This is a genomic window from Algibacter luteus, assembly GCF_030344935.1.
Lineage (GTDB): Bacteria > Bacteroidota > Bacteroidia > Flavobacteriales > Flavobacteriaceae > Arenitalea > Arenitalea lutea.
Genome location: NZ_CP128313.1, coordinates 2,439,036 through 2,464,619, shown reverse-complemented (window position 1 = coordinate 2,464,619; position 25,584 = coordinate 2,439,036). Strand labels below are relative to the sequence as shown.

Annotated in this window: 18 protein-coding genes; 3 read left to right on the top strand and 15 right to left on the bottom strand. The window is 33.5% G+C overall.

The features are described 5' to 3' along the window. Window positions 1-34: 34 nt before the first annotated feature. Window positions 35-1,660 (top strand): ABC-F family ATP-binding cassette domain-containing protein, encoded by a 1,626-nt coding sequence (locus O5O44_RS10330; protein ID WP_289194283.1) that lies wholly within the window; start codon window positions 35-37, stop codon window positions 1,658-1,660. Here the strand turns inward: O5O44_RS10330 and O5O44_RS10325 are convergent, their stop codons facing one another. From O5O44_RS10325 to pheT, 3 genes are all read right to left on the bottom strand, one after another. After that, a complete protein-coding gene (locus tag O5O44_RS10325) occupies window positions 1,661-1,897 on the bottom strand; it encodes a putative signal transducing protein (RefSeq protein ID WP_019387496.1) in 237 nt (78 codons plus the stop codon). Between the two features lie 120 nt (window positions 1,898-2,017). Then, entirely contained in the window at window positions 2,018-2,251 is a 234-nt protein-coding gene (locus tag O5O44_RS10320; protein WP_019387495.1) for a putative signal transducing protein, read from the bottom strand. Window positions 2,252-2,356: 105 nt separating this feature from the next. After that, window positions 2,357-4,783, bottom strand: coding sequence for a phenylalanine--tRNA ligase subunit beta (gene pheT / locus O5O44_RS10315; RefSeq protein ID WP_289194282.1), 2,427 nt, complete (start codon window positions 4,781-4,783; stop codon window positions 2,357-2,359). A 118-nt stretch (window positions 4,784-4,901) separates the two neighbouring features. On the opposite strand from pheT, the gene O5O44_RS10310 reads away from it, so the two are divergent. Beyond that, window positions 4,902-6,113: a TlpA disulfide reductase family protein gene (locus O5O44_RS10310; RefSeq protein WP_289194281.1), complete on the top strand. Its 1,212-nt coding sequence runs from the start codon at window positions 4,902-4,904 to the stop codon at window positions 6,111-6,113. 36 nt (window positions 6,114-6,149) lie between these two features. Here O5O44_RS10310 and O5O44_RS10305 read toward each other — a convergent pair whose 3' ends face one another. The 12 genes from O5O44_RS10305 to O5O44_RS10250 form a co-directional block, all read right to left on the bottom strand. Next, window positions 6,150-6,620, bottom strand: coding sequence for a hypothetical protein (locus tag O5O44_RS10305; protein ID WP_019387493.1), 471 nt, complete (start codon window positions 6,618-6,620; stop codon window positions 6,150-6,152). Beyond that, the gene (locus O5O44_RS10300; RefSeq protein WP_289194280.1) at window positions 6,621-6,884 is read right to left on the bottom strand and encodes a DUF202 domain-containing protein; all 264 of its coding nucleotides are present in this window, start codon (window positions 6,882-6,884) and stop codon (window positions 6,621-6,623) included. It abuts the gene before it with no gap. A gap of 76 nt (window positions 6,885-6,960) precedes the next feature. After that, on the bottom strand, window positions 6,961-9,372 hold the full coding sequence (locus O5O44_RS10295) for an alpha-ketoacid dehydrogenase subunit alpha/beta (RefSeq protein WP_289194279.1): 2,412 nt from the start codon (window positions 9,370-9,372) through the stop codon (window positions 6,961-6,963). A 168-nt stretch (window positions 9,373-9,540) separates the two neighbouring features. Next, a complete protein-coding gene (locus O5O44_RS10290) occupies window positions 9,541-12,372 on the bottom strand; it encodes a gluzincin family metallopeptidase (RefSeq protein ID WP_289194278.1) in 2,832 nt (943 codons plus the stop codon). 65 nt (window positions 12,373-12,437) lie between these two features. Further along, complete coding sequence (locus tag O5O44_RS10285; RefSeq protein WP_289194277.1) at window positions 12,438-13,127, bottom strand: LOG family protein; 690 nt, start codon at window positions 13,125-13,127, stop codon at window positions 12,438-12,440. An 85-nt stretch (window positions 13,128-13,212) separates the two neighbouring features. Next, entirely contained in the window at window positions 13,213-16,047 is a 2,835-nt protein-coding gene (uvrA, locus tag O5O44_RS10280) for an excinuclease ABC subunit UvrA (RefSeq protein WP_289194276.1), read from the bottom strand. A 167-nt stretch (window positions 16,048-16,214) separates the two neighbouring features. Then, window positions 16,215-16,586, bottom strand: a complete 372-nt coding sequence (locus O5O44_RS10275; RefSeq protein WP_289194275.1) for a hypothetical protein — start codon at window positions 16,584-16,586, stop codon at window positions 16,215-16,217. Window positions 16,587-16,946: 360 nt separating this feature from the next. Further along, on the bottom strand, window positions 16,947-19,601 hold the full coding sequence (locus tag O5O44_RS10270) for a TonB-dependent receptor (RefSeq protein ID WP_289194274.1): 2,655 nt from the start codon (window positions 19,599-19,601) through the stop codon (window positions 16,947-16,949). 41 nt (window positions 19,602-19,642) lie between these two features. Further along, on the bottom strand, window positions 19,643-20,410 hold the full coding sequence (locus tag O5O44_RS10265) for a GLPGLI family protein (protein ID WP_289194273.1): 768 nt from the start codon (window positions 20,408-20,410) through the stop codon (window positions 19,643-19,645). Between the two features lie 421 nt (window positions 20,411-20,831). Continuing rightward, entirely contained in the window at window positions 20,832-21,557 is a 726-nt protein-coding gene (locus O5O44_RS10260; RefSeq protein ID WP_289194272.1) for a hypothetical protein, read from the bottom strand. A gap of 70 nt (window positions 21,558-21,627) precedes the next feature. Beyond that, on the bottom strand, window positions 21,628-23,319 hold the full coding sequence (ggt, locus tag O5O44_RS10255; protein WP_289194271.1) for a gamma-glutamyltransferase: 1,692 nt from the start codon (window positions 23,317-23,319) through the stop codon (window positions 21,628-21,630). Beyond that, window positions 23,312-23,914, bottom strand: coding sequence for an acyl carrier protein phosphodiesterase (locus tag O5O44_RS10250; RefSeq protein WP_289194270.1), 603 nt, complete (start codon window positions 23,912-23,914; stop codon window positions 23,312-23,314). The genes ggt and O5O44_RS10250 overlap by 8 nt, the downstream gene beginning before the upstream one ends. A gap of 75 nt (window positions 23,915-23,989) precedes the next feature. Here O5O44_RS10250 and glmM point away from each other — a divergent pair, with 75 nt between their 5' ends. Then, window positions 23,990-25,378 carry a phosphoglucosamine mutase gene (gene glmM, locus O5O44_RS10245; protein ID WP_289194269.1) on the top strand — a complete coding sequence of 463 codons (1,389 nt, stop codon included), beginning with the start codon at window positions 23,990-23,992 and terminating at the stop codon, window positions 25,376-25,378. Window positions 25,379-25,584 lie beyond the last annotated feature (206 nt).

Here is a 25,584-nt window from a genome sequence, read left to right as displayed (position 1 = left end):
TTTTCTACTTTTGCAAAAATTTAAAATTTGCTATATGTTATCAGTATCAAATCTTTCTGTACAGTTTGGTAAACGTGTACTTTTTGATGAAGTAAATACAACCTTTAACAATGGTAATTGCTACGGCGTTATTGGTGCAAATGGTTCGGGGAAATCTACGTTTTTAAAGATAATTTCTGGAAAACTCGATCCAACATCGGGTCATGTTTCATTAGAAGCTGGCAAACGTATGTCGGTTTTAGAGCAGGACCATAGTTTATATGATGAGCATACGGTTCTGGAAACGGTTTTAATGGGTAATAAACCATTGTTTAAAATTAAAACTGAAATTGATGCGCTTTATGCTGATTATACCGATGAAAATGCTGAAAAGATTGGAGAACTTCAAGTGAAATTTGAAGAGATGAATGGGTGGAATGCCGATAGTGATGCCGCAGCCATGTTATCAAACTTAGGTATTAAAGAAGAGCATCATTATACCTTGATGGCAGATTTAGATGGAAAGCAAAAAGTTCGTGTTTTATTGGCACAAGCCTTGTTCGGTAATCCAGATGTGTTAATTATGGATGAGCCAACCAACGATTTGGATTATGAAACCATTTCTTGGTTGGAAAACTTTTTAGCAAATTATGAAAACTGTGTTATTGTTGTTTCGCACGACAGACACTTTTTAGATGCTGTTTGTACTCATATTTCTGATATTGACTTCGGAAAAATTAACCATTATTCAGGTAACTATACATTTTGGTATGAATCTTCGCAATTAGCGGCAAGACAGCATGCACAGCAAAATAAAAAGGCTGAAGAAAAGAAAAAGGAATTAGAAGAATTTATTCGTCGTTTTTCTGCTAACGTTGCTAAAAGTAAACAAGCTACTAGTAGAAAGAAAATGATTGAGAAACTTAATATTGCAGATATTAGAAGAACCAGTCGCCGTTATCCAGCGATTATTTTTGAGCGTGACCGAGAAGCAGGTGATCAAATTTTAAACATTGAAGGATTAGCAGCAAGTTTAGACGGAGAAACCCTATTTAGTAAAATCGATTTAAATTTAGCGAAAGGCGATAAAGTTGTTGTGTTTTCTAGAGATTCGAGAGCTACAACAGCGTTTTATCAAATTATAAACGGAAATGAAAAAGCTGATGCTGGTAAATATGCTTGGGGTGTAACTACCACACAATCTTACCTTCCTCTTGATAATAGCGAGTTTTTTGAAAACAATCTAACTTTAGTAGATTGGTTACGTCAATGGGCAACTACGGAAGAAGAGCGAGAAGAAGTATTTATTCGCGGGTTTTTAGGGAAAATGATTTTTAGTGGGGAAGAAGCTTTAAAGAAATCGAATGTACTTTCTGGAGGTGAAAAAGTACGTTGTATGTTAAGTAGAATGATGATGATGAGAGCAAATGTATTGATGCTAGACGAACCTACTAATCACTTAGACTTAGAAAGTATCACAGCCTTTAATAACTCGCTTAAAAACTTTAAAGGCACCATATTGTTTACAACACACGATCATGAATTTGCACAAACGGTTGCCAATCGTGTTGTGGAATTGACGCCTAATGGTATTATCGATCGTTATACCACTTTTGATGATTACATGCAGGATAAAAAAATCAAAGAGTTACGCGATAAAATGTATGGTGTAACAGCTTAATTACTCTTGTGGTTCTGATATAATAGACTCTATTGCTTTAAGCGCCTTATCGAGTTCGTCTTTATGGACAGAAACTTTTTGGAGTAAGGTGTTTGAGGATCCAAATATTGGAAGTAGGCCAGAGTCAGTCTCGTCTCTTACCACAGGAATGATATCATGCTTTTCTAATTCAGAAACAATTTGTTGTACCACTAGTATATCTCCTGTATAGATTTTAATATAATTGGATTCAGACATATTTGTTGTTTTTATATTTTTTTTGGACTTATAACTGACTTATTATGTTTAAAACCATAATGCGATGCATAGGAGTAGACACACACAAATTAAGGATCACATAATAGATATCAATGCAGATTAGGCTTCATCAAGTTCTGAAGTCAAAGATTCAATTAAAGGTTGTGTTTTTGCTAGTTCATCTTTATGAACATGGATTTCTTGCAAGCCTTGAATTGAAGAACCAAAACCTGCTAATCTCCCAGATTCAGATTCATCTTTAATTATTGCGCAAATATCCACTGCTTCTAATGCTTTGAAAATGCGCTGAACTTCAATGAAATTTCCTGTAAAAACTCTGATGTAATTAGACATAATTTCATGATTTAAAAAGGTTCCTTCTTAAAGATACGAAATTATTAAATGCGTTCAAAAAAAAAGCCAACATGAAAGTTGGCTTGAATATTAATTTACTATAGGTTATCTTAATTCTGCTCCAAGCTGTTTTTCAAATGTAGTTTGCAACTTGTTCATGATTTTATCAATTTGTTTATCTGTAAGTGTTTTGTTTTCATCTTGTAAGGTAAAGCTAACGGCATAACTCTTTTTGCCTTTAGGTAAATTTTTGCCTTGATACACATCAAACAAATTCACTTGTTTTAATAACTGTTTTTCGCTTTGTTTTGCTAGCTTGTAAATAGATTCGAAAGTTACGTTATCATCTAAAAGTAGCGCAAAATCGCGTCTTACTTCTGGGTATTTAGGAATGCTTTGGAACTTGATTTTATGGTGTTTAATAACTTCTAAAATGGTATCCCATTTAAAATTGGCATACATCACTTCTTGAGCAATATCAAAATGTTTTAATATAGGCTTTTTTACTAAACCAAAATCTACCAAGGTGTTTTTTCCGAGAGCAAAACTCAATCCTTCTGAGAACAAATCATTTGTAATAGGGTGTTCTTTATGTCTCGTTATTCCCAAGCGTTCTAAAACCGAATTAATGATTCCTTTCATTAAAAAGAAATCACTTGTTTTGTTTGTTCCAACCCAGTTTTCAGAAGTTTTATTCCCGGTGATAAAAACTGATAAATGTTTAAATTCTTCACGTTTATCGTTGTAATTATGATAGGTTTTACCAAATTCAAATAATTTTAAATCCGATCGTTTTCTATTAATGTTAAACGAAACCGCTTCTAAACCAGAAAACAGCAGCGATTGTCTTAAAACAGACAAATCATTGCTTAAAGGGTTAAGCATAGTAATGTTGTGCTCTTCTTTTAATTGTTCACTTAAAGAAACGTAATTTGGTGTAGTAAGCGAGTTTGAAAGAATTTCATAAAACCCTTGAGACACCAATTGATCTCCTACAATGTTCTGAATTTTATAATCTTCAAAACGCGATGTTGTTGAAATGGATGCGTTAAGTTTAGTTGTGGTCTTTATGTTGTTATAGCCATAAACACGCAGTATTTCTTCAATAACATCGGCTTCTCTTTGTACATCATTTCTATATGCAGGCACTGTCATACCTAATCCGGTTTCAGTAACGTTGTTTACTTTAATGTCTAAGGAGGTTAATATACGTTTAATCGTTTCTTTCGGAATTTCTTCACCAATTAACTTTTCGGCATTTTCAAAACTCAATCGAACTTCAAAATCTTTAATTTTATTTGGGTAAACATCAATAATATCACTTGTAATTTCACCTCCAGCAATCTCTTGAATTAGTAAGGCTGCACGTTTTAATGCATACTCACAAATATTCGGATCGATGCCTCGCTCAAATCTAAACGAAGCATCGGTATTTAATCCGTGACGTTTTGCAGATTTTCTAACACTTACTGGATTAAAATAGGCACTTTCTAAAAATATACTTGTAGTTTGTGCAGTAACGCCCGAATCTATACCACCAAAAACACCTGCAATACACATTGGTTTTTCAGCATCGCATATCATCAAATCATCTTCATGTAATTCGCGCTCAATACCATCTAATGTGGTGAATTTGGTACCCGTTTTTAAAGTTTTTACTTCAATTTTATTACCTGAAACTTTTACGGCATCAAAGGCGTGCAGTGGTTGCCCTAAATCGTGAAGCACATAATTCGTCGCATCAACAATATTGTTTATCGGACTCAAACCAATGGCTTTAAGTCGGTTTTGCAACCATTGTGGTGACTCTTGAACCTTTAAACCAGAAATGGTAACACCACAATATCTTGGTGCTAAATCTTTATTTAAAACGTCTACATCTATTTTTAAAGTTCTGTTGGCTACGTTAAATGCACTAACAGATGGCGTAATAAGTTCAAGGTTGATATCTTTCTGAATTAAGCCTGCTCTTAAATCTCTAGCGGTACCAAGATGACTCATGGCATCGGCTCTATTTGGTGTTAAACCAATTTCAAAAACATGGTCGTTTTCAATGTCAAAAATATCAGAGGCCAACGTACCAACCTTTACATCTCCATCTAAAACAAGAATACCATCATGAGATTTTCCTAAACCCAATTCATCTTCAGCACAAATCATTCCATGACTTTCTTCACCTCGAATTTTACCTTTTTTAATAGTCCATGCTTCACCTTCTTCAGTGTATAAAGTAGTTCCTATGGTTGCCACAGGTACTTTTTGTCCCGCAGCAACGTTAGGAGCGCCACAAACAATTTGTAACGGTGCATCACCACCAACATTAACTGTAGTTAACTTTAGTTTGTCTGCATTTGGGTGCTTTATACAGGTTAGTACTTCACCAACTACAACACCTTCCAAACCGCCTTTAACCGATTGGTATTTGTCTAATCCTTCAACTTCAAGTCCTAAATCTGTAAGTAATTCGCTGGTTTGTTCTGGTGTCCAATCTGTTTTTAAAAACTGTTTTAACCAGTTGTATGAAATTCGCATAAATCAATATCCTATTTGAACTGGCAAAGATAAAATATTGCAGCTAGCATTCAAATAAAGCCTCATATTTTGTTAGTATATTGCTTCAATTTCGTTTAATAGATTTTAAATCCATCTTATGAAGTACATATTTGTAATAATATTAGCCGTTTTTATGTATTCTTGTCATCAAAATACTAAACTGAAAACACTTGAAAAAGGTAGGTATAGAGCAGAATTAAAGGTGAATGATACTTTGAATTTACCATTTAATTTTGAGGTAATATCAGAAAATGAAATGCGAATTATTAATGCTGAAGAAGTGATAGAAGTAAAAGATATTACTTATGACAATGATTCAGTTCATATTCAAATGCCGGTTTTTGAAGGGTTAATTGTCGCTAAAATAGATGAGGAGGGTTTAAAAGGACGTTTTGAAATACCCAGTTTAAATCGAGATATGGCATTTAAGGCTGAAAAAGGCGATTCGAGATTTAAAAATAGTGAAGAACCAAAAGTGAATATTTCGGGAAACTGGGAAACTGTTTTTAGTCCTGATGTTAAAGACGACAAATACATCGCTAAAGGAATTTTTAAGCAAGACGGCAATAAAGTTACCGGAACGTTTAGAACAACCACAGGTGATTATAGATTTTTAGAAGGGGTTTTGTATGGAAACCAATTGCAATTATCCACTTTTGATGGTGCACATGCATTTCTATTTACTGCGGAAGTAAAAGATAGCATGATGCATGGTATGTTTTATTCAGGAAATCATTGGAAGGAACCATTTACTGCAATACGAAATGAAACTTTTGAATTGCCTGATGCTAATAAATTAACCTACTTAAAAGAAGGTTATGAAAACCTTACTTTTTCTTTTCCAGATGAAAATGGAGGTACAGTGTCTTTAGAAGATGAAAGGTTTAAAGATAAGGTGGTTGTAGTGCAAATTATGGGAACCTGGTGCCCCAATTGTTTAGATGAAAGCAAATATTATTCTGAATTTTATAAAACTCATAAAAATAAAGATTTAGAGTTTGTGGCTTTGGCTTTTGAATATGTGAAAACTCAGGTAAAAGCGTTTAGAAACATTCAGCGATTAAAACAAGATGTTGGAATTACGTATCCTATTTTACTAGCCCAATATGGTTCTGCAAGTAAGGTAAAGGCCAATGAAAAACTACCTATGCTTAATCATGTATTATCTTATCCAACAACTATTTTTATTGATAAAAAAGGACAAGTTAGAAAGATTCATACAGGTTTTAACGGACCCGCAACAGGTGAAAAGTATACTGGCTTTAAAAAGGAGTTTGAAGGGTTTGTGGATGGATTATTGAGTGAATAACACTCGTGTATTTAATCAATTAAATTTTATTGAAAATTATAATTCTTCCAACATCAAATTAAAATCATATTGCAAATCTTCATGTAAACTGTTAATGATTTTTTTGGAAAGTAATATTTGACGATTGTACATATTGACTAATTGTGTACTTCGGTTGATACTCGGTTTAAAATCTTTCAGTTTTTGACAAAAGTAGAGTAGAAGCTCAACTTCGGTTTCTTTGTTCTGAGAGTAACGCACAAACTTTTTAACGTTTCTCAGGATTTTCCGAGTGCTTTTTCTTATGTAAAAAAAACTATCTGTATTTATCAATTCGAATTCTTCATCCATATAGCTTTTGACGCTTTCAATGTATCCACTTTCGTTATGTGACTCGAATAATAAATAGGTAAGGAGTTCCTTATTTTCTTTTTTGAAACGTGCTAAGCGCAAGCATAATGCTTCAAGTTCCTGGCTTGAAAGCACTTTTAATTCTTTCTTTATTTCTGATAAGGATACTGCTTTCATTTATACTTTATAGTGCTTTTTTATGGTGCGTTTTACTGAAAATAAGCGGATTAATCCAATAATTAAAATAATAGGAGATAATACTAACAAGATGATACCAAAGGATTTCATCTCAGAAAAAAATTCTAATTTAAGTATGGTAATTCCGGTTCCTAAAAAGACAATAAAGGTTCTAAAATAGGCCAAAAAGGTGCGTTCGTTAGCTAATTTGGTACGCTCTATAGCCAACCAATCTCTAGTTATTAATGGGTTTTTGTTATCCATAATTTCGATTAGTTTATAAATATAAAAAAACCATTACTAGTGCAATGGCTTTTTAAAGATTTGTATTGAAAATTATTTATCTCAGTTTAGGAAAATCATTAGGACTCACTTCGTGCATGACTTCGTAAACAGCTTCAAAAATATCTTCTGCTGAAGGTTTAGAGAAGTAATCACCATCGTTTCCATACGCTGGTCTGTGTGGTTTGGCACTTAATGTTTTCGGAGAACTATCTAAATATTGAAAAGCGTTTTGTTCGTTTAAAATTTTATCAAGAATATAAGCTGAAGCACCACCTGGAACATCTTCATCAATTATCATAACCCGATTGGTTTTTTCAACGCTTTTTACAATGTCATGATTTAAATCAAAAGGCATTAATGATTGCACGTCTATAACTTCGGCATCAATTCCAATAGCTAATAAATCTTTTGCTGTTTGCTCAACAATACGCAAGGTAGAACCGTAAGAAACTAATGTAATATCCGTTCCTTCTTTTATGGTTTCAACAACACCAATAGGTGTTTTAAGTGCCCCTAAATTGTTTGGCATTTTTTCTTTTAGTCTGTAGCCATTTAAACATTCCACAACAATAGCCGGATCGTCACCAAGTAGGAGTGTGTTATAAAAACCAGCGGCTTTAGTCATGTTTCTAGGAACTAATAAATTAACCCCTTTGGCTAAACTTAAAACACCACCCATTTGAGAGCCTGAATGCCAGATGCCTTCTAGTCTATGACCACGTGTTCTAATAATTAAAGGTGCTTTTTGCTTCCCTTTTGTTCTGTAATGTAGTGTTGCTAAATCGTCGCTTATAATTTGAATAGCATAAAGAATATAATCTAAGTATTGAATTTCGGCTATTGGTCGTAATCCACGAATGGCCATACCTATTCCTTGTCCAATAATTGTTGCTTCTCTAATACCAGTATCGGCCACACGAAGTTCTCCATGTTTTTCTTGCAGACCTTCTAATCCTTGATTAACATCACCAATATTTCCTGTGTCTTCACCAAAAATTAATACCTCTGGATGCTTAGTTAAAATCGCATCGAAATTATCACGAAGAATAACTCTTCCATCTACAAGGTCAGCATCGTCATTATATGACGCTTTAATTTCTTTGATACTTGTGTTTGCACCTTGTGTTTCGCAATACAAATGCGAACTAAATTTAGGCTGAGTACTTTCAATATTGGAATTAATCCAATTGCTCAGTATTTTTTTATCATGAAATGATTCGCCAATAGTGTATCTTAATGCTTTTCTAGCATGCGATAAGATATCTTTTCGGGTTGGTTCGTCTATACGCTCTAAACTATCTTTTAATTTGGTAATAAAAACGCCGTTAACGCTTTGAGATGCTACTTGACTTAAAATTGAAACAAGCTCAACTTGTTCTTTTTTAATGGGCCTTAAAAAGGTGTTCCAAGCTTTCTTTCTAGCTTCTCTCACATCTCTTTTTGCTGCTCTTTCAATATCAATAAGCACTTCATTAGTAGCAATGCCACTTTCAATAATCCAATCACGGAATTTAGCATTGCAATCATGGTCTGCCTCCCATTCTAAGCGCTCAGGTGATTTGTAACGCTCGTGAGATCCAGAAGTTGAATGACCTTGTGGCTGTGTCAATTCTTGCACATGAATTAAAATAGGAACATGCTCTTCTCTAGCAATAGCTGAAGCCTCTTGGTAAGTTGCAACCAGATTCGCATAATCCCAACCTTTGACGCGTAGAATTTCGTAGCCATTATTTTCTTTATCTCTTTGAAATCCTTTTAAAATTTCAGATATATTTTCTTTTGTTGTTTGATGTTTAGCATGAACAGAAATACCATATTCGTCGTCCCAAATGCTTATCACCATAGGTACTTGCAATACGCCTGCAGCATTTATGGTTTCAAAAAATAAACCTTCACTAGTACTGGCATTTCCAATGGTTCCCCATGCCACTTCATTTCCATTAACTGAAAAGTTAGTAGTGTCGATACCTTTTACTTTTCTGAATATTTTCGAGGCTTGAGCTAGTCCCAACAAACGAGGCATTTGTCCAGCAGTAGGAGAGATGTCTGCACTCGAATTATATTGTTCTGTTAGGTTTTTCCAACTTCCGTTGTCATTTAAACTATGGGTCACAAAATGCCCGCCCATTTGCCTACCTGCCGACATTGGTTCTAACTCAATGTTCGTGTTGGCATACAATCCAGCAAAAAATTGTTCTGGGGTAATTTCACCTATAGCCATCATAAAGGTTTGGTCTCTATAATAACCCGATCGCCAATCGCCTTTCATGAAAGCTTTTGCCATGGCTAATTGAGGTACTTCTTTACCATCGCCAAAAATTCCAAACTTTGCTTTACCAGTAAGCACCTCTCTTCTACCAAGTAGACTACACTCACGACTTATCATGGCAATTTTATAGTCACTAAGGACTTCTGCTTTAAAATCGTCGAAGGAAATGTTGTTACTCAAGTTGGTTAAGGTTTGCATTGGTTCATGCTTTAGTCTTGCAAAAGTAGTTAATAATAGGCTTTTTTGCAATTAAATTCAATGTTAAAACATTGCTAAATTCCTAAAATAATTCTAAAATTAATGAATTTATTAATTAAAATATATCAATAAGGGGATTTTATTGAAAATAATTCAATTTAAAACCTATTAATACCAGCGTCTTCTGAATAATCCTAAAAGTACTTGTGGATCTGCCGTAAACTTAAAACGTATTTTTTGGTCGTAATTAGGCTGTCCAATTTCCCAACCTAAATTAGAATAAACAGGAAGATAAATTTCGAAATAATCGGTTACTAAATTTATTCTTACTCCAGAATCATAAACAAATTTTGCCGAATCAAATTTGTTTTTTACCAAACCAATATCACCATATGCTAAAACATATTTCCAAATGGTGGTGCTTGCATTAATTGTGGTAATCCATTGGTTTGCAAATGGGCTTTCCAATTTAGATTTAAACCCACCTTCAGCATCTATATATTGTTGACTAAAAATTCCTGAAGCTTCAGAACGTCCTAAGTAATTATAATCGAATAAATAATCTGTTGGTCTGTCTAAAGCGAAATTAAAGTAATTAGAACCTAAATCTGTGTTGTTCTTTAAAAATGCTCCAGCAAAAGCTCTAATATTGATTTGTCGATTACTTTCTAGTAGTTTTCGGTATTCGTAGTTAAAGGATATTTTACTAAACTTTTCGCCTATTTGAAAATCGGTATACCACTTGTTGTAGTTAATTAGATTATCATTGGAATTAATATATCTAATATTGAAAATACTATAATTTGGTGTTGTTGAAGTTAAGACATTATTAACGTCTTTATCCCTATGAATATCTACATACCTTAAGGTTAAAAGTTGCTTTTTATTCGATCTGAAATCATCATTTTGCCTAAACTGAAACTGTAAAGAAGGTGTTATTTGACGCACAAACAAATCTTCTGCATACGAGTTATAACCACCAGCAATACCATAATGAACAGCAAATAAGTTTTTGTCATTTATGTAATGTGTTTTAAAAACAGCTCCAGAACCTGTGATAGTTTTAGATTTAAAAGCATACCTAGGTTCTATTTTATAATTAAAAAGTTTGCGCAATACCGTTTTGTTGTAAGTTTTGATACCCAAGGTAAAACCGTCATATATGTTATTAAACTCGAATGTTGGCATAAAAAATACTTGATTGTAATATGGGTCCTCAACGTCTTGAAAAACTCTAAACTGCAACGGTTTGTTATTGAAAAAGAATCCTTTTAGCGATTTCCAGTTATCTCTTAAGTTAAATTCGGGTATTTTGTTTTCGTAGTTTAGCACTAGCTTATTAGCTTCTAAACGCGGAATGGTAATGGTTTTACTTCCTTTTATGTTTTCTACCCATCGTTTAGATATCACACTGTCATTATAAAGACTGTACAATGAAACAGGCATTTTCGTGTCACTTTTATTTTTTATGGTAAGCGTTATCGAATCTTCAGTTTTTTTAACTTTTCTTATTTTGAAATCTATTTTTTTTCTAGAGTTTAAATAGTCTTCAAAAAACCAATCCAGATTTTTATCTGTGTTCGATTTTAAATAGGTTTCAAGGTCTCTAGGGCTAGTAGATTTTAGTTTATGTTGTTTTACAAACGATTGAATGCTTTTTTCAACAACATCTTTATTTACAAAATCGTCTAAGTATTTGAGCCCAACACCAGCTTTATATTTATTTGCAATATTTTTATTGAATTTTAATAAAGAGTCTTTAGCCATTGTTAGCGGTTGATCACGGTTGGTACGTGCCATTAGTAAATAAGCTAAAACATATTTATCGTTAAATTTCATATCGGCTGCATGAAACGATCTAACACCCCAAAAATCGGCAAATGTTCCTAAAAACTTCATATCGGGGTAATGCTCATCTACATAATTCATTAAATAATAAATCTGAATACCGTCTATTAACCATTGTTCAGTTCTTGGGTTTATGAACAGTGTGTTTTCAAGATAGTTGTGCAGCGCTACTTTTAAAAGTTTTAATTCGTATTGAAAATGATTAGGGTAAGGTTGAATAAAACTCGGTAAAAAATTTAGACCATAAATAGGGTCGTAATCGTTGTCAATTTGAGTTAATAATAATTTTTTATGAGGATATGCTCCAAAATTTTTGAAGATAAACTCGGTTACTTTTTCGGTTATTAAAACTTTATCAATAATTTCTAAACCTTCATCGTTTATGTCTGAAACTATAGCAAAATCATCAGTTTGAAGGATTTTGAATTTAGAGTTTTTACTCAAGAAAAGTTTATTGTTAATTCTATCTTTTCCTTCTAAAGTAACTTGTTGTTTGTTATCCAGTTGAAGTGGTGTATTCGAATTTAATTCAGAAGTAATCGCATACCCATTTGGATAAAAAATATTTAAAAAAACGTCGGCCTTCGGAATGTATAAATCGTTTAAATCTTTATTGCTGAAGTAGTGCCATTCACCGTCATAAACCGCCGGCGTAATATACCAATATCTTAAATTAACATCGCCTTCATCAGTGATACCGTATTTTGTGAATTTAGCTTTTGGGATTTTAACTAAATACTCAAGGTGAATGGTATAAGAAGCCTTGGGTTGTAAAGGTTCGTTAAGTTTTACCTCAAGAATATCAGTTTGATTTTTTAACTGCGTATAAACTAAATCTTCATCATTTTGCTTTATTGAAGCAATAACCGAAAAGCCTCTATCTTCACTTTTTGCAAGATGAAAATCGTTTTTATATTCATCGGCTATTCTAATAGCTAATGGTGTTTTTTTAGTTGAATAGCTGTTATTCCAATCGTTTAAATAAATGGTCTGAAGAACATCATCAGTAGTATTGTGATATTGTATGGTTTGAGAAATTTTTATTTGCCTATTTTCTATGTCAAAATCGGCCTTTAAGTCAATTTTATTTTGACCAAAAGCAGATAAGCATAGAGCGAAAAAAATAATACAGTTAAGAAATCGTATTCTCAATTTTCAATAGCATTAGCGGTTAATAATGTCATGTAAGGCGTTGCAATATACTAAAATATGACGTCTTAGAAATTAGGACTTAACTCAGAATTTTTATAGAATGAATCTAGAATAGCAATTACTTCATCTTCGGTGTCCACAATATGAATAAGATCTAAATCTTTTTCACTAATGTTTCCGAAGCTGCCTAATAATGTCTGTTTTATCCAACCTAGTAAGCCTTCCCAGAATTCTGTTCCAACTAGAATAATAGGAAATTTACCAATTTTATGTGTTTGAATTAAAGTTATCGCTTCAAAAAGTTCATCTAAAGTTCCGAAGCCACCAGGCATTACAACAAAGCCTTGAGAGTATTTTACAAACATGACTTTTCTAACAAAAAAGTAATCGAAATCTAAACTTTTATCTGGGTCGATATACGGATTGTCATGTTGTTCGAAAGGTAAATCTATATTTAAACCAACCGAAGTTCCACCGCCTAAATGTGCGCCTTTATTTCCGGCTTCCATAATTCCAGGGCCACCACCAGTAATAACACCATAACCAGCTTCAACTATACCTTTTGCTACACTTTCTGCAAGTTTGTAGTATTTATGGTCTGGCTTTGTTCTAGCTGAACCAAAAATAGAAACACAAGGTCCAATTTTACTCATTTTCTCAAAACCATTAACAAACTCGCCCATTATTTTAAAAATGGCCCATGAATCGTTAGTTTTTATTTCGTTCCAACCTTTGTGGTGTTGTTCTTTTCTCATAAATAAAATTTTTATTTGTACTTTATCAATTATCTATTTTTTCAAATGTAATTCATTTTCTTCTTGAAATGTAAAAGCACTGGATTTACATTTTCATTTCCTTTTTCAAGAATTTCGCCGTGTAACTTTTTTTGTGCTTTATAATCTCTTCAGGTGTCCCTTCAACTACAACTTGTCCGCCGCCTTTACCACCTTCGTAACCTATATCTATAATATGATCTACTGTTTTTATCACATCTAAATTATGCTCAATTATAACAACAGTATTCCCTTTATTTACGAGTTTATTGAGTACAATCATAAGTACTCTAATGTCTTCAAAATGCAAACCTGTTGTGGGTTCGTCAAGAATATAAAACGTATTTCCTGTATCTCTTTTAGAGAGTTCGGTGGCTAGTTTTATACGTTGTGCTTCACCACCAGAGAGTGTTGTACTTTGTTGCCCGAGGGTGATATAACCTAAACCAACATCTTTTATTGTTTTTAGTTTTTTATGAATTTTAGGAATATGCTCAAAGAACTCCACAGCTTCATTCATCGTCATGTTCAGGACATCACTAATGTTTTTGCCTTTATAACGAATTTCTAAAGTTTCCCGATTAAAACGTTTACCCTGGCAGGTTTCACATTCTACATAAACATCTGGTAAAAAATTCATTTCTATAACACGCAAACCACCACCTTGACAGGTTTCGCATCTTCCGCCTTTAACATTAAAGCTAAATCTACCAGCTTTGTAACCACGAATCATAGCCTCTGGAATTTTGGCAAATAAAGCACGAATTTCATCAAACGTTTTGGTGTAGGTAGCAGGATTACTGCGTGGTGTTCTACCAATGGGCGATTGATTAATGTCTATCACTTTATCAATATGTTCCAAACCTTTTATACTCTTGTAAGGCATTGGTTTTTTAACGCCATTAAAGTAATGGGCATTTAAAATAGGATAGAGTGTTTCGTTTATTAAAGTTGATTTGCCACTACCTGAAACCCCAGTAACTCCAATCATTTGGCCTAATGGAAATTTAACAGAAACATTCTTTAGGTTGTTTCCTGTGCAGCCTTTAATTTCTAGAAATTTTCCATTTCCAGTTCTGCGTTTTTTAGGAATTTCTATGGCTTTGTTGCCATTTAAATAGTCGGCAGTAAGGGTATCGTGAGATTTTAGTTCTTCAGGATTTCCTATGCTGATGATATCGCCACCATACTTTCCTGCTTTGGGGCCAATATCTATCACATAATCTGCACGCTCAATCATATCTTTGTCGTGCTCTACAACAATTACCGAGTTGCCAATATCGCGAAGTGATATCAAGGAATTTATGAGTTTTTCATTATCGCGTTGGTGTAATCCTATACTTGGTTCGTCTAAGATATAAAGTACACCTACTAGTTGCGAGCCAATTTGTGTTGCTAAACGAATGCGTTGCGCTTCCCCTCCGGAAAGCGATTTAGAGCTTCTGTTTAACGACAAGTAATCTAAGCCAACATCGAGTAAAAACTGTAATCTCGATTTAATTTCTTTTACAACTTCCTCGGCAATTTTAAGCTGTTTTTCAGAGAGGTGTTCGTTTAAATCGTTGAACCAATTGGCAAGCTCAACAATATCATAATTAGCAAGTTCTGCTATATTCTTGTTGTTTATTTTGAAATACAGTGATTCTTTTTTTAAACGTGAGCCTTCACAAACCGGGCATTTAACCTTATCCATATACTCTTTTGCCCATCGTTTTAAAGATGTAGATTCCGCCGTTTTGTATTGATTTTCAATAAAATTGGCGACACCCTCGAAATCAATTTTATAGTCGCGTGTTACACCCAATGTTTTACTTTCTACTGAAAACTTCTCGTTGCCACCATATAAAATCATTTGTTTAGCAGCCTCAGGAATATTTTTGTAAGCGTCGGTTAATTTAAAATTGAAACGTTGCGCAATGGTTTCAAACTGTTTGAAAATCCAACTGTTTTTATGCGGACCATGGGGCGCAAGGGCACCAGAATTAATTGAAAGAGAATCGTCTGGAACAATCTTATGTTCATTAATTTGATATAAATTACCAATACCGTTACAGTTTGAACAAGCCCCTTTTGGTGAGTTGAATGAAAAATTATTGGGTTCCGGATTTGGATAGGATATCCCAGAAGTTGGACACATTAAACTTCGGCTAAAATACCGGGTTTCGTTAGTATCCTGGTCAATAACCATAAGCACATCTTCACCATGATACATGGCGGTATTAATGGTTTCTGTTAAGCGTTTATCGTTGTCAACGGTATGGTCAATAACCAATCGGTCTATAACTATTTCAATATCGTGAGTTTTGTAGCGGTCTAATTTCATGCCTTTTACAATGTCACGAATTTCGCCATCAGTTCTTACTTTTACAAAACCTTGTTTGGCGATTTGCTCAAATAATTCGCGGTAATGTCCTTTTCTAGAACGAATAACAGGCGATAATACATTGATACGCTTCCCTTCAAAATCTTTAATGATTAAAGCTTTAATTTGCTCATCGCTGTAGCTAATCATTTTTTCGCCTGTGTTGTAGCTGTAAGCATCACTAGCACGAGCGAAGAGCAATCGCATAAAATCGTAGATTTCGGTAATGGTACCCACTGTAGAACGTGGCGATTTGCTTGTTGTTTTTTGTTCGATAGCAATAACAGGGGAGAGTCCATCAATTTTATCAACATCAGGTCGCTCTAAGCCTCCTAGGAATTGTCTGGCATATGCTGAGAATGTTTCAATGTATCGGCGTTGTCCTTCGGCATAAATGGTATCGAAAGCCAATGAAGATTTTCCACTACCAGATAATCCGGTAATGACCACAAGCTTTTCGCGCGGAATAGATACATCAATGTTTTTAAGATTGTGAACTCGCGATCCTTTAACTTCAATAAAATCTGTGAATTGGCTCATAAATTGGCAAAAGTGCAAAGTTACAATTTTTGACGTTAAATTTTGGTCTGCGCTTATTTCAATTTATAGAAGTTTTAAAACTTTTGTTAAGAGCATTTTAGCTTAATTTTGACCAAAAAAAAAGAAGCTACGTTAAGTAGCTTCTTTTCATGAGACTAAAATTAATATTACTTATCTACGCGCACAATTTCTCCTGCTTCAATAGAATCGGTGTAATTGGCAGAAACTTGTTTGAGAAAGCCAAAAAACTTTTTGCCATCCTTTCTTTCTAGCAGTACATGAATGCTTCCGTCCTCGTTAGTTACTTTTTTTACAATTACAAGTTCGCCATAAACACTTTTGTAGTTTGGTAATCCGCCACGTTTAACGATAAAGTTAAGTTTTGGAAATTCAATGTGATTGAACGCTACATGTTTTGGTGTTGTAATTTTTAACACATCTCCTACTTTAGGATCGTTGTTATTTACAACAGGTGTTGGACTTGTACTTGCAAAAGAAACACCACAAACAAAAATTAATAAAAAGAGTAAATTTTTCATAGGATTTAAGTTTAATATTTATACTGCTAATATACGAAGTATTAATTTCTTTTTTAATAGTATTACTATTAATATTGGTAATTTTGTATTTTCTCAAACCCTTTGTTTTTTAGGGTTATTTACAATTTATTTTGAATGATTTTTAGGTAGACCTACTTATTTTGAAGGTAAGATTTATTAGAATGAATACTTTGTTTTATTAGATCCTGTTTTTTAAGGGGTAATGTATAAACATTGTATTGGATGAAAATTTTTAGGATTTAACAGAACTTTAACAATGCGAATAATTTGGTGGTGTTTTGAAAATTCTAACAACTATTTATTCGACAAAATCGTAGATAAAGAGATATTAAATAGTATTTAGAATTTAAAACTTACAGCAAATAGAAAAAGTCGTTCAAATAAAGATTCATACGAAGTAGTGGTTGAAAAATCACTATTGTTAACTTTTCCTTGATTTGATTGATTTAACAAATTTCGACCCTTGAGAATATAAGAAATAGTTTTCTTTTTATTTTGCAAATTTATTGAAGTATTTAAGTGTAACGTGTATATTTCTCGATTATTAATATTTGGTAATAAATAATTAATATCAGTATCAATTCTTAAACGTTCGTGTGATACATAAGCAACGTTAAAATTATTGGTTAAAGCTTCATTTTTATAACCTTGAACACCTTGAGTTGAAAAATTGATTTGATTATAGGTCAAATTATTACCAAATAAAAACTTGCCAATAAACGAAGTGCCAATACTCAAAGTTGTATTCCAAAATTCACTTCTATTAAATCTTAATTCTGAGTCATTAAAATAATTAAAATAATCTGAACGATTATATGAACTATTAACGCGAAAAGTACAACGCAGCGAACTCAAGTATTTAATGAATGAGAAATCCCAAATTTTACTCTCAGAACCATTGTCTTGAAGAAAGTTTGTTACCAATGAAACATCATTATTTATTGAGTTATCAGAGATATATGCATTATCATCTTTCTCATAGCTGAAACCCAATCGAATGTCAGTATTCTTGAATAAGTTTTCGTAACGATAGACAATACTTATATTATTAGATTTGAGTCTATCAAAGTTTAATTCATTATTTTGAAGAATTCTATTTTTGCGTAATATGAAATTGGTATATAGATTTTCTTCTTTTGGAATATTATTAACTTGACCAAATCTAGCTAAAACACTATTCAGTTTATCAAATTCGTATTTCGCTTGAATTGCCGTGTCAAATAGAAGTGTACTATTATTCAGATTACTCAATTTTATTTTGTCGTTATATGTATATGAAAATAATTTCATTTTTAATATTGGCTTCAAACTAATATTTTTATGTTTAAAAAAATACTCAGTCGAAACTTCTGGAAGAAAAACTGTGTAATTTGATTTGTTTTTAAAACTAATTTCTTCATTAATGTTGGTTAATGAACTGCTTAAGTTATTACCAAATGAAGTAATGTTAATTTTTAAATTAAACTTATCTTCTTTCCTATATTTTTTGTAATAATTAGTTAATATTTGAATCTGACGTTTTTTAGAGTAAACATGTTGGTTGTTTTTTGTGCCTTTTATTGTTGAATTTGTTAAAAAGTCTATACCTGATGATAGAGTTAATCTTTCTGGTTTTTCGCTGTAAACTATAAGTCCTTCAATTTTTATTGCACTTTTTTGGTTAATACGGTATGTGTACGAAGTATTATTTGATAAAAATAGCTCTTTAAAAATCGAATGTTCAATTTGTTCCTCATCATTACGAATGCCTAGTATATTCTGATCATTATTAAGTTTCGAGTATTTAAAATTAGTAGTAAACGATTTTTTCGATGAGATGAATTTCTGAAACATCAAGCTGGAATTGAGATAAATTGGCTTAATTAAGTTACTATAACGTTGATCAATTCGTATTGGATTAGAAGTATTAACTCCAATTAAAGTTAATGTTTCGCTCTTTTCCAAAGATTTGTCTGAAAGCGCATCAATATTTATTCTCAATATTTCGGTTTCCGATATTTTAGGCAGAATATTCAGGCTTCCAAAAAACTCTTTGTTGCGTACACTATTGTTTTCAGGTAGTAAATGGCTACCATCACTAATATAACTTGGCGATGTTAAACCATTGGTGTTTTGATCTCTTAAATTATTTATAAAATCTCCAGCGTCAAATTGTTCATTATTAGTTTGATTACCTGTAGTATTAAACGAGGCTATTGAGAACCCTTTTAATTTTTTAGAAACTCCTATAGCTGTGGTATTGACTGCACATCTATTTTTGGTAGCATAATTCAATTCTGCATTTCCAGAAAGAGACACTCCCTCACCAAACTTTAAATTTAAAGCAACTTCATCATTTTGACTTAATCCTTGTAACAATGGATTGTCTTCAAAATTTTCAATAGCTTCAATACCTTTTATGTGATTCGCATTAATATTTTGAGTACCAACTGTATAATTACCATTAAAAAGATTATCCCCATCCAATAGTACATTCCGTACATTTTTACCTTTAAACTTTAATCTGCCTTTATCATTTACGGTAACTCCTGGGAGTTTTTTTAAAATTTCCTCTACTACGCGTTCAGACCCGTTGGTTAATTTTTCTATATTGAAAGTTGTGGTATCATTTTTCACCCAAACTCTAGGAGCAGCTCTTATTTCAATACTTTGTAATTCCTCTACGCGTTCAAATAAAATTATATTTTCAATAAATCTTTGTGTGTTTTTATTAATTTTTAAAACTTTAGATGATTTTTTATGAATTAAAGAGGATGTTTCAATAAAAACTTCACTGTGTTTGGTTTGATGTATAATTTGATATCTTCCCAAATTATCTGTAATGGCATATGCTACTATCGACTTTAGGCTGTCATTGTTTTTTAAAAGTACATCAATATAAGGTAGGACTTTGTTATGTTCATCTTTTACAATTCCTGAAACTATTATTTCTTTCTGCCCAATAACATTTATGGTGCAAATTAAGAATACAATTAAAATGATTAGTTTTTTCAAATTTAAAAATCAAGTTAAAGCGAGTTGTTTTAAAAGTTAGTTTATGGATTTTCATATCCTCCATTGCCGTCAACAATGATTTCCATTCGCAATTCCTCGCGAATTTTTGGTTTCCCTAATAAATGTCCGCTTTTGCCTACTGAAGACAATTGGCTAACAGTTTTATTTTTAAAGTCTTCACTTGATTTTTTATATAGTTCTTTAAATGAATCCCATGTTATCCATTTTTCTATTTCTAAATATGGATTCTCTAGTGATCCAGAAATAGGTTTTATTTGAAGTTCTCGAGCTTCAATTGTTATCTTATTATCAGATGTTTTTACTGCTAGTAAGACTCCAGGAAGTCCATGAAATTTCCATGGTGCTGCTTTAAAAGGAATTTTTGTTGTAAAATAAGCTATATATTCTCTTCCTCTATAAATGGAGGTAGCTTCTTGACAAATATAATTTAAAACTGATTTGTAATTCCAAGTTAGGTTCCATTTCATTTGATTAAGTGACTCTTTCACAAAATAGGGATAATCTATACCAGTTGGAGCTGTTTCTTTGTAATAAAGGGAATCCTTTGTTTTAAAAACATGTGTGAACCATGATTTTGGCTCATAATTAGTTTCCCCACGTTCTTTATACATGATGGTTCTTGTTATTGTGGAGAGTGATTCTTCATAGTTGGCAATTACACTTATTTGTCTTTCTTCAGGATAATAATCTTTAAAATAAAAGTCATATTGGATATGTAATTCTTTGCTTTGCGAAAACGCAATATTGGTTAAGAAAAGAAAAGTAAAATAAATAAATTTATATTTCATATAATGTTAATAACGCATAACTAAGATTAACCAAATTCTACATGAGCTAACTTTGAAAAAAGTGTAATAATTATTAAATATATAAAAATTGTAGGAAAAAAACATTTTTCTACAATAAGACTACAAATTTAAAAGGTTAATCTTACATTATGACAATATATTAAGCGGTATTTAACGAAAATATTACATTAATATTATTAAATTTTTTGCGCTTCAATAGGGGATGAGGCTAGTATTTAATGCTCTTTTGTAAATTTTAGAACAATGAATATTGAGTTGAATTTTAATAAAATAGTAAATTCTTAATAAAAATTTGTTTTACACTAAAAAGTGCGCTAGGGATAGCAATGGAAAGCCCGCAGTGAGGCACGAACGAGGACTTGCAATGTATAGCCCGACCCGAGAGGGTAGCGCCATAATATTAATTGTGTGTGCCTTGAATATCTTCTATTTCTAAACCGAAAAAGAGTAGCTTGTGAAATGTTGGTAATTGTGCGCCGGTTTGAGTTGTGGTCCAGTGTTCCCAGGTGGCTGTTAGCCCATCGATAGGTAGCAGCGAGGTCCACATTTTAAAGGCTGTTGGTTTGTTGTTATTGTCTAGGAGCCATAAATACGAGTCGCCAGGGGTGGAGCCTCCACTAGTATATGTTACCAAAAGGGCATTTTTGTTATTGCTGGTTTTAACGAGTCGGCGCTCGACACCTTTATCGAGTACTTTATAGGGGGCCACGAGCCAAAACGAGTCGTTGTTGAAGTATTTTAGAGCCTTTTTGATAAGTTTTTCGGCCATTTCGCCTTCGTGATTAAAGCTATGTATGTAGACTTTACTTTTTGAAGGATTGTTTAAATTTAGTGCTACCTTGTTTTGTTTCCACATGACATTGCATGTGTTTTTTGCTCTATCCCACTCGTAATATCGTCTTTTTTTGAAGGTCCACTCGATATAATTGGTGCTTTTATAAGCTTCGTAATTTAGGGCATCAAGCATTTTATAGGCTAAAGCATCGGCCTGTTCGCCTTGAATGCCTGTTGGTAAATCTTCGTGATATTTGAAGTAAAGGAATCCAAAAAACAGCAGCGTTGGAAGTGTTAAAAAGATAACAACACCAGCAATTATTTTAATTGGATTTGTTTTTTTAGAGGCCATAAATAGGTTCCCGTTTAAGGATTATTAACGGCTAATTTATTAAATATGTTGTATTTAAAAAGCATATTGCTTAAAAACCGATAGCGGTATCGTCACCCCGACGATCGGCACCACCTTCGTAAGAATTATCTTCCAAAACTAGAATTCCATCTACTTTACCAATAACGGGAGAATCTTTCTCGTTAATAGTATATCCCAAAGCTTCGAGTTGTGTTATTAGCGTTTTATTGAAACTATTGGGTTCCATACTAATTTCATCGGGTAGCCATTGATGATGAAAACGTGGCGCATTCACAGCTGCTTGCATAGACATTTTATATTCGTGAACATTTAAAATGGTTTGTAATACCGAGGTTATAATGGTAGCGCCTCCGGGAGAGCCTAAAGTCATGTATAATTTTCCGTTTTTTTCTATAATGGTGGGAGTCATAGAGCTTAACATGCGCTTTTCGGGTTCAATTTTATTGGCTTCGGCTCCAAGAAGACCAAACATATTTGGCGCTCCGGGTTTACTGCTAAAATCGTCCATTTCGTTGTTTAGGAAGAAACCAAGTTCTTTACAATACAATTTAGAGCCATAAGCACCATTTAAAGTTGTGGTTGTTGCTATGGCATTTCCGTATGGATCGACAATAGAAAAGTGCGTGGTTTCATCGCTTTCAATAATTTGAATATTGCCATGTCTAACCTCGCTGGAAGGTGTTGCTTTTTCAAAAGAAAAATCGAGCATTCTTCCGCTTAAATAGTCATCTTTAATAAGTGTACTAATTGGGATTTTTACAAAATCTGGATCGCCTAAAAAGAAGCTTCTATCTGCGTATGCGCGTCGTTCTGCTTCGGTAATGGCTTGTATGCTTTTTACAGAATTATGGCCGTATTCATCTAAATGGAAAGGCTCAAGCATTTTCATGATTTGGGCTAAACAAATGCCGCCGCTTGCTGGTGGCCCCATGGATATTATCTTTAAATCATCATAGGTAAACGTAATTGGGTCGCGCCATTTGGCTTCGTATTTAGATAAATCTTCTTCGGTAATGATGCCTCCGTTATCTTGAATAAATTGCACTAATGTTTTCGCGGTTTCACCTTTGTAAAATTCGTCTCTTCCGTTTTCTAAAATACGTTCTAAAGTTTTAGCGAGCTCAGGATAGGTAATAACCTCATTGGATTTCCAAGGTTTATCTAAAAATATAGGTTCTTTATTGGCCTTAGGAAAAAGCGGTTGGTATTTTTTAATGCGGGCTTCTTGTTTTTTGGTAACAATCACGCCTTTGTAGGCTAAATCTATTACAGGTTGAATGATATCTTCAATAGGTAAAGACCCAAATTTTTCATGGATATCAAAAACACCTGCAATGGTACCGGGAACACCTACCGCCATGGCCCCAAGAATACTTTTGTCTGGAATGACTTCACCATTGTCATCTAAATACATATCTCGAGTTGCTGCTAGCGGAGCTTTTTCTCTAAAATCGATCGAGCCGATTTCGCCATCAGCTTTTCGGTAAACCATAAAACCACCACCGCCAAGGTTTCCAGCAAACGGATAAGCAACCGCAAGCGCTAATTGTGTAGCACACATGGCATCAAAAGCATTACCTCCTTTTTTTAGAACGTCAATACCAATTTGCGAAGCTTCAGCTCTGGCAGAAACTACCACCGCATTTTTAGCGATTAAACCAACCTGCGCCGGATTTTCGGCTTTTTTACAAGATGCAAAGGAGCTTATTACTAGTAATAGAAATATAAAACGTTTAATCATGTATCATTTGGTTTAAAAATTCTAATTTTTCTTTTGAGGTAGCAATTAGTTCGTCAAAAAATTCAAAAAATTCATTTTCAAATTCTTCGTAAAAGGCTTCAAGCTCTACTACTGCTTCGTTCATGCTAGACCGATTTTTTGTGCGTCGGTTCATGCCATCTAAAACTCGTGATATGCCTTCAATAGTTGCATAACTCAACAACCAATTATCAGCAAGTAAATAAGGCATCATTTTTTGAATTCTTAAAGGTAGTAAATCGTAGTTTGCTTCCAAGGTATCATAAAATGCATCTATATATTCGCTTAAAGGCGTGTCGCAGTATCTATCCCAATTTTTAGCTAAAAAATGATCGTAAAGGATGTCTACAATAACGCCAGAATAATGTCCGTATTTTTCATGAAGCCGCTTTGTGCTTAGTCTAAACGTTTCGTGCGCATCGGTAAATGAATCGATATGTCTATGTAACAAGATACCAATTTGAATGTTTTTAGGGTACTTTTTATACCTCTTTCCTTTAATACCATCGGCCATAAAGTTACCAAGAGTTACTAAGTCATTATCGCCAGAAAGATAAATGTGCGCTAAATAATTCATTGGTGAAATTTACGAATTCCGTTTTAAGAAATCCGATTTTGAAATACTATATTTGCCTTTTAATTAAAAAAATATATGACACTTATAAAATCAATTTCAGGAATTCGAGGAACTATTGGCGGACAAGTAGGAGAGAATCTAACACCTATAGATGCTGTGAAATTTGCATCGGCTTACGGTGTTTGGTTAAAACAACAACGCGATAAAGAAAACTACAAAGTAGTTGTTGGAAGAGATGCCCGTATTTCTGGAAAAATGATTCAAAATTTAGTCATGAATACCTTAATCGGTTTAGGTATCGATGTGGTTGATGTTGGGCTTTCTACTACACCAACTGTTGAAGTTGCAGTACCTATGGAACATGCCGATGGTGGCATCATTTTAACCGCTAGCCATAACCCTAAACAGTGGAATGCATTAAAGCTTTTAAACGAAAAAGGTGAGTTTTTAGATGCTGTTGAAGGCGCTAAAATTTTAGACATCGCAGAAAGCGATAATATGATTTTTTCCGATGTTGATAGCCTTGGGAAAATTACAAAAAACAAAGCCTACATCGATTTACATATTATTGAAGTTCTAGACCTCGATTTGGTAAACGTAAAAGCCATAGAAGAAGCCCGTTTTAAGGTGGTTGTAGATGGTGTGAACTCTACAGGTGGAATCGCCATACCGTTACTTTTAGAGCGTTTAGGAGTAGATGTGGTAAAGCTTTATTGCGAACCAAACGGACATTTTCCGCACAACCCAGAGCCTTTAAAAGAGCATTTAACCGATTTATCGGATGCCGTTAAAAAACATAACGCTGATTTCGGAATTGTGGTAGACCCAGACGTAGATCGTCTAGCTTTTATGGACGAAAATGGCGAAATGTTTGGTGAAGAATATACCTTGGTAGCCTGTGCAGACTATGTATTAAGCAGAACACCAGGAAATACAGTGAGCAATATGAGTTCAACAAGAGCCCTTCGCGATGTTACGGAAAAACATGGCGGAACCTACGAAGCCAGTGCCGTTGGAGAGGTAAACGTAGTGAAACTCATGAAAAAAAATAAGGTTGTTATTGGTGGCGAGGGCAACGGCGGTATCATTTATCCAGACGCACATTATGGTCGCGATGCTTTGGTTGGTGTGGCGTTGTTTTTAAGCTTGTTAGCCGATAAAAAAATGAGTGTAAGCGCGCTAAGAAAAACCTACCCAAGTTATTTTATGGGTAAAAAGAAAATCGAATTAACACCTGGTTTAGATGTCGATGGGATCTTAAAAACCATCGAAAAGCGTTACCAAAACGAGCAACTAACCACCATTGATGGTGTAAAAATCGATTTTCCAGAAAGTTGGGTTCACCTTCGTAAAAGTAACACAGAGCCTATTATCAGAATTTATACCGAGGCAAAATCTCAACAAGAAGCCGATGTTTTGGGCGATAAATTCATTGCCGAAATAGGAGAGATAGCTAAAGGATAATTTTTTTATTTGAAGCTATTTCCCGCTTTCCACTATATCTTTCTTGTGCTGAACTTATTGCAGTATATCATAGTGCTTAGTTTTTGAAACTAAATTTCAGTTAAGCTTAATTTTTGGGTTTAGCACAAAAAAGGATGCCGTTTCAATCGGGGCTAAATCATCAGTAATGGCCTGTACTTATTGTTTGTACTTGGCATTTTTATAAA

What these genes read in the sequence shown, in the direction of transcription:
- O5O44_RS10325 (WP_019387496.1), bottom strand. Translation starts at nt 1,897, where the DNA reads ATGTCTGAATCCAATTATATTAAAATCTATACAGGAGATATACTAGTG.
- O5O44_RS10320 (WP_019387495.1), bottom strand. Translation starts at nt 2,251, where the DNA reads ATGTCTAATTACATCAGAGTTTTTACAGGAAATTTCATTGAAGTTCAG.
- pheT (WP_289194282.1), bottom strand. Translation starts at nt 4,783, where the DNA reads ATGCGAATTTCATACAACTGGTTAAAACAGTTTTTAAAAACAGATTGG.
- O5O44_RS10285 (WP_289194277.1), bottom strand. Translation starts at nt 13,127, where the DNA reads ATGAGAAAAGAACAACACCACAAAGGTTGGAACGAAATAAAAACTAAC.
- O5O44_RS10310 (WP_289194281.1), top strand. Translation starts at nt 4,902, where the DNA reads ATGAAGTACATATTTGTAATAATATTAGCCGTTTTTATGTATTCTTGT.
- O5O44_RS10275 (WP_289194275.1), bottom strand. Translation starts at nt 16,586, where the DNA reads ATGAAAAATTTACTCTTTTTATTAATTTTTGTTTGTGGTGTTTCTTTT.
- O5O44_RS10330 (WP_289194283.1), top strand. Translation starts at nt 35, where the DNA reads ATGTTATCAGTATCAAATCTTTCTGTACAGTTTGGTAAACGTGTACTT.
- O5O44_RS10295 (WP_289194279.1), bottom strand. Translation starts at nt 9,372, where the DNA reads ATGCAAACCTTAACCAACTTGAGTAACAACATTTCCTTCGACGATTTT.
- O5O44_RS10250 (WP_289194270.1), bottom strand. Translation starts at nt 23,914, where the DNA reads ATGAATTATTTAGCGCACATTTATCTTTCTGGCGATAATGACTTAGTA.
- O5O44_RS10260 (WP_289194272.1), bottom strand. Translation starts at nt 21,557, where the DNA reads ATGGCCTCTAAAAAAACAAATCCAATTAAAATAATTGCTGGTGTTGTT.
- O5O44_RS10300 (WP_289194280.1), bottom strand. Translation starts at nt 6,884, where the DNA reads ATGGATAACAAAAACCCATTAATAACTAGAGATTGGTTGGCTATAGAG.
- ggt (WP_289194271.1), bottom strand. Translation starts at nt 23,319, where the DNA reads ATGATTAAACGTTTTATATTTCTATTACTAGTAATAAGCTCCTTTGCA.
- O5O44_RS10265 (WP_289194273.1), bottom strand. Translation starts at nt 20,410, where the DNA reads ATGAAATATAAATTTATTTATTTTACTTTTCTTTTCTTAACCAATATT.
- O5O44_RS10305 (WP_019387493.1), bottom strand. Translation starts at nt 6,620, where the DNA reads ATGAAAGCAGTATCCTTATCAGAAATAAAGAAAGAATTAAAAGTGCTT.
- uvrA (WP_289194276.1), bottom strand. Translation starts at nt 16,047, where the DNA reads ATGAGCCAATTCACAGATTTTATTGAAGTTAAAGGATCGCGAGTTCAC.
- glmM (WP_289194269.1), top strand. Translation starts at nt 23,990, where the DNA reads ATGACACTTATAAAATCAATTTCAGGAATTCGAGGAACTATTGGCGGA.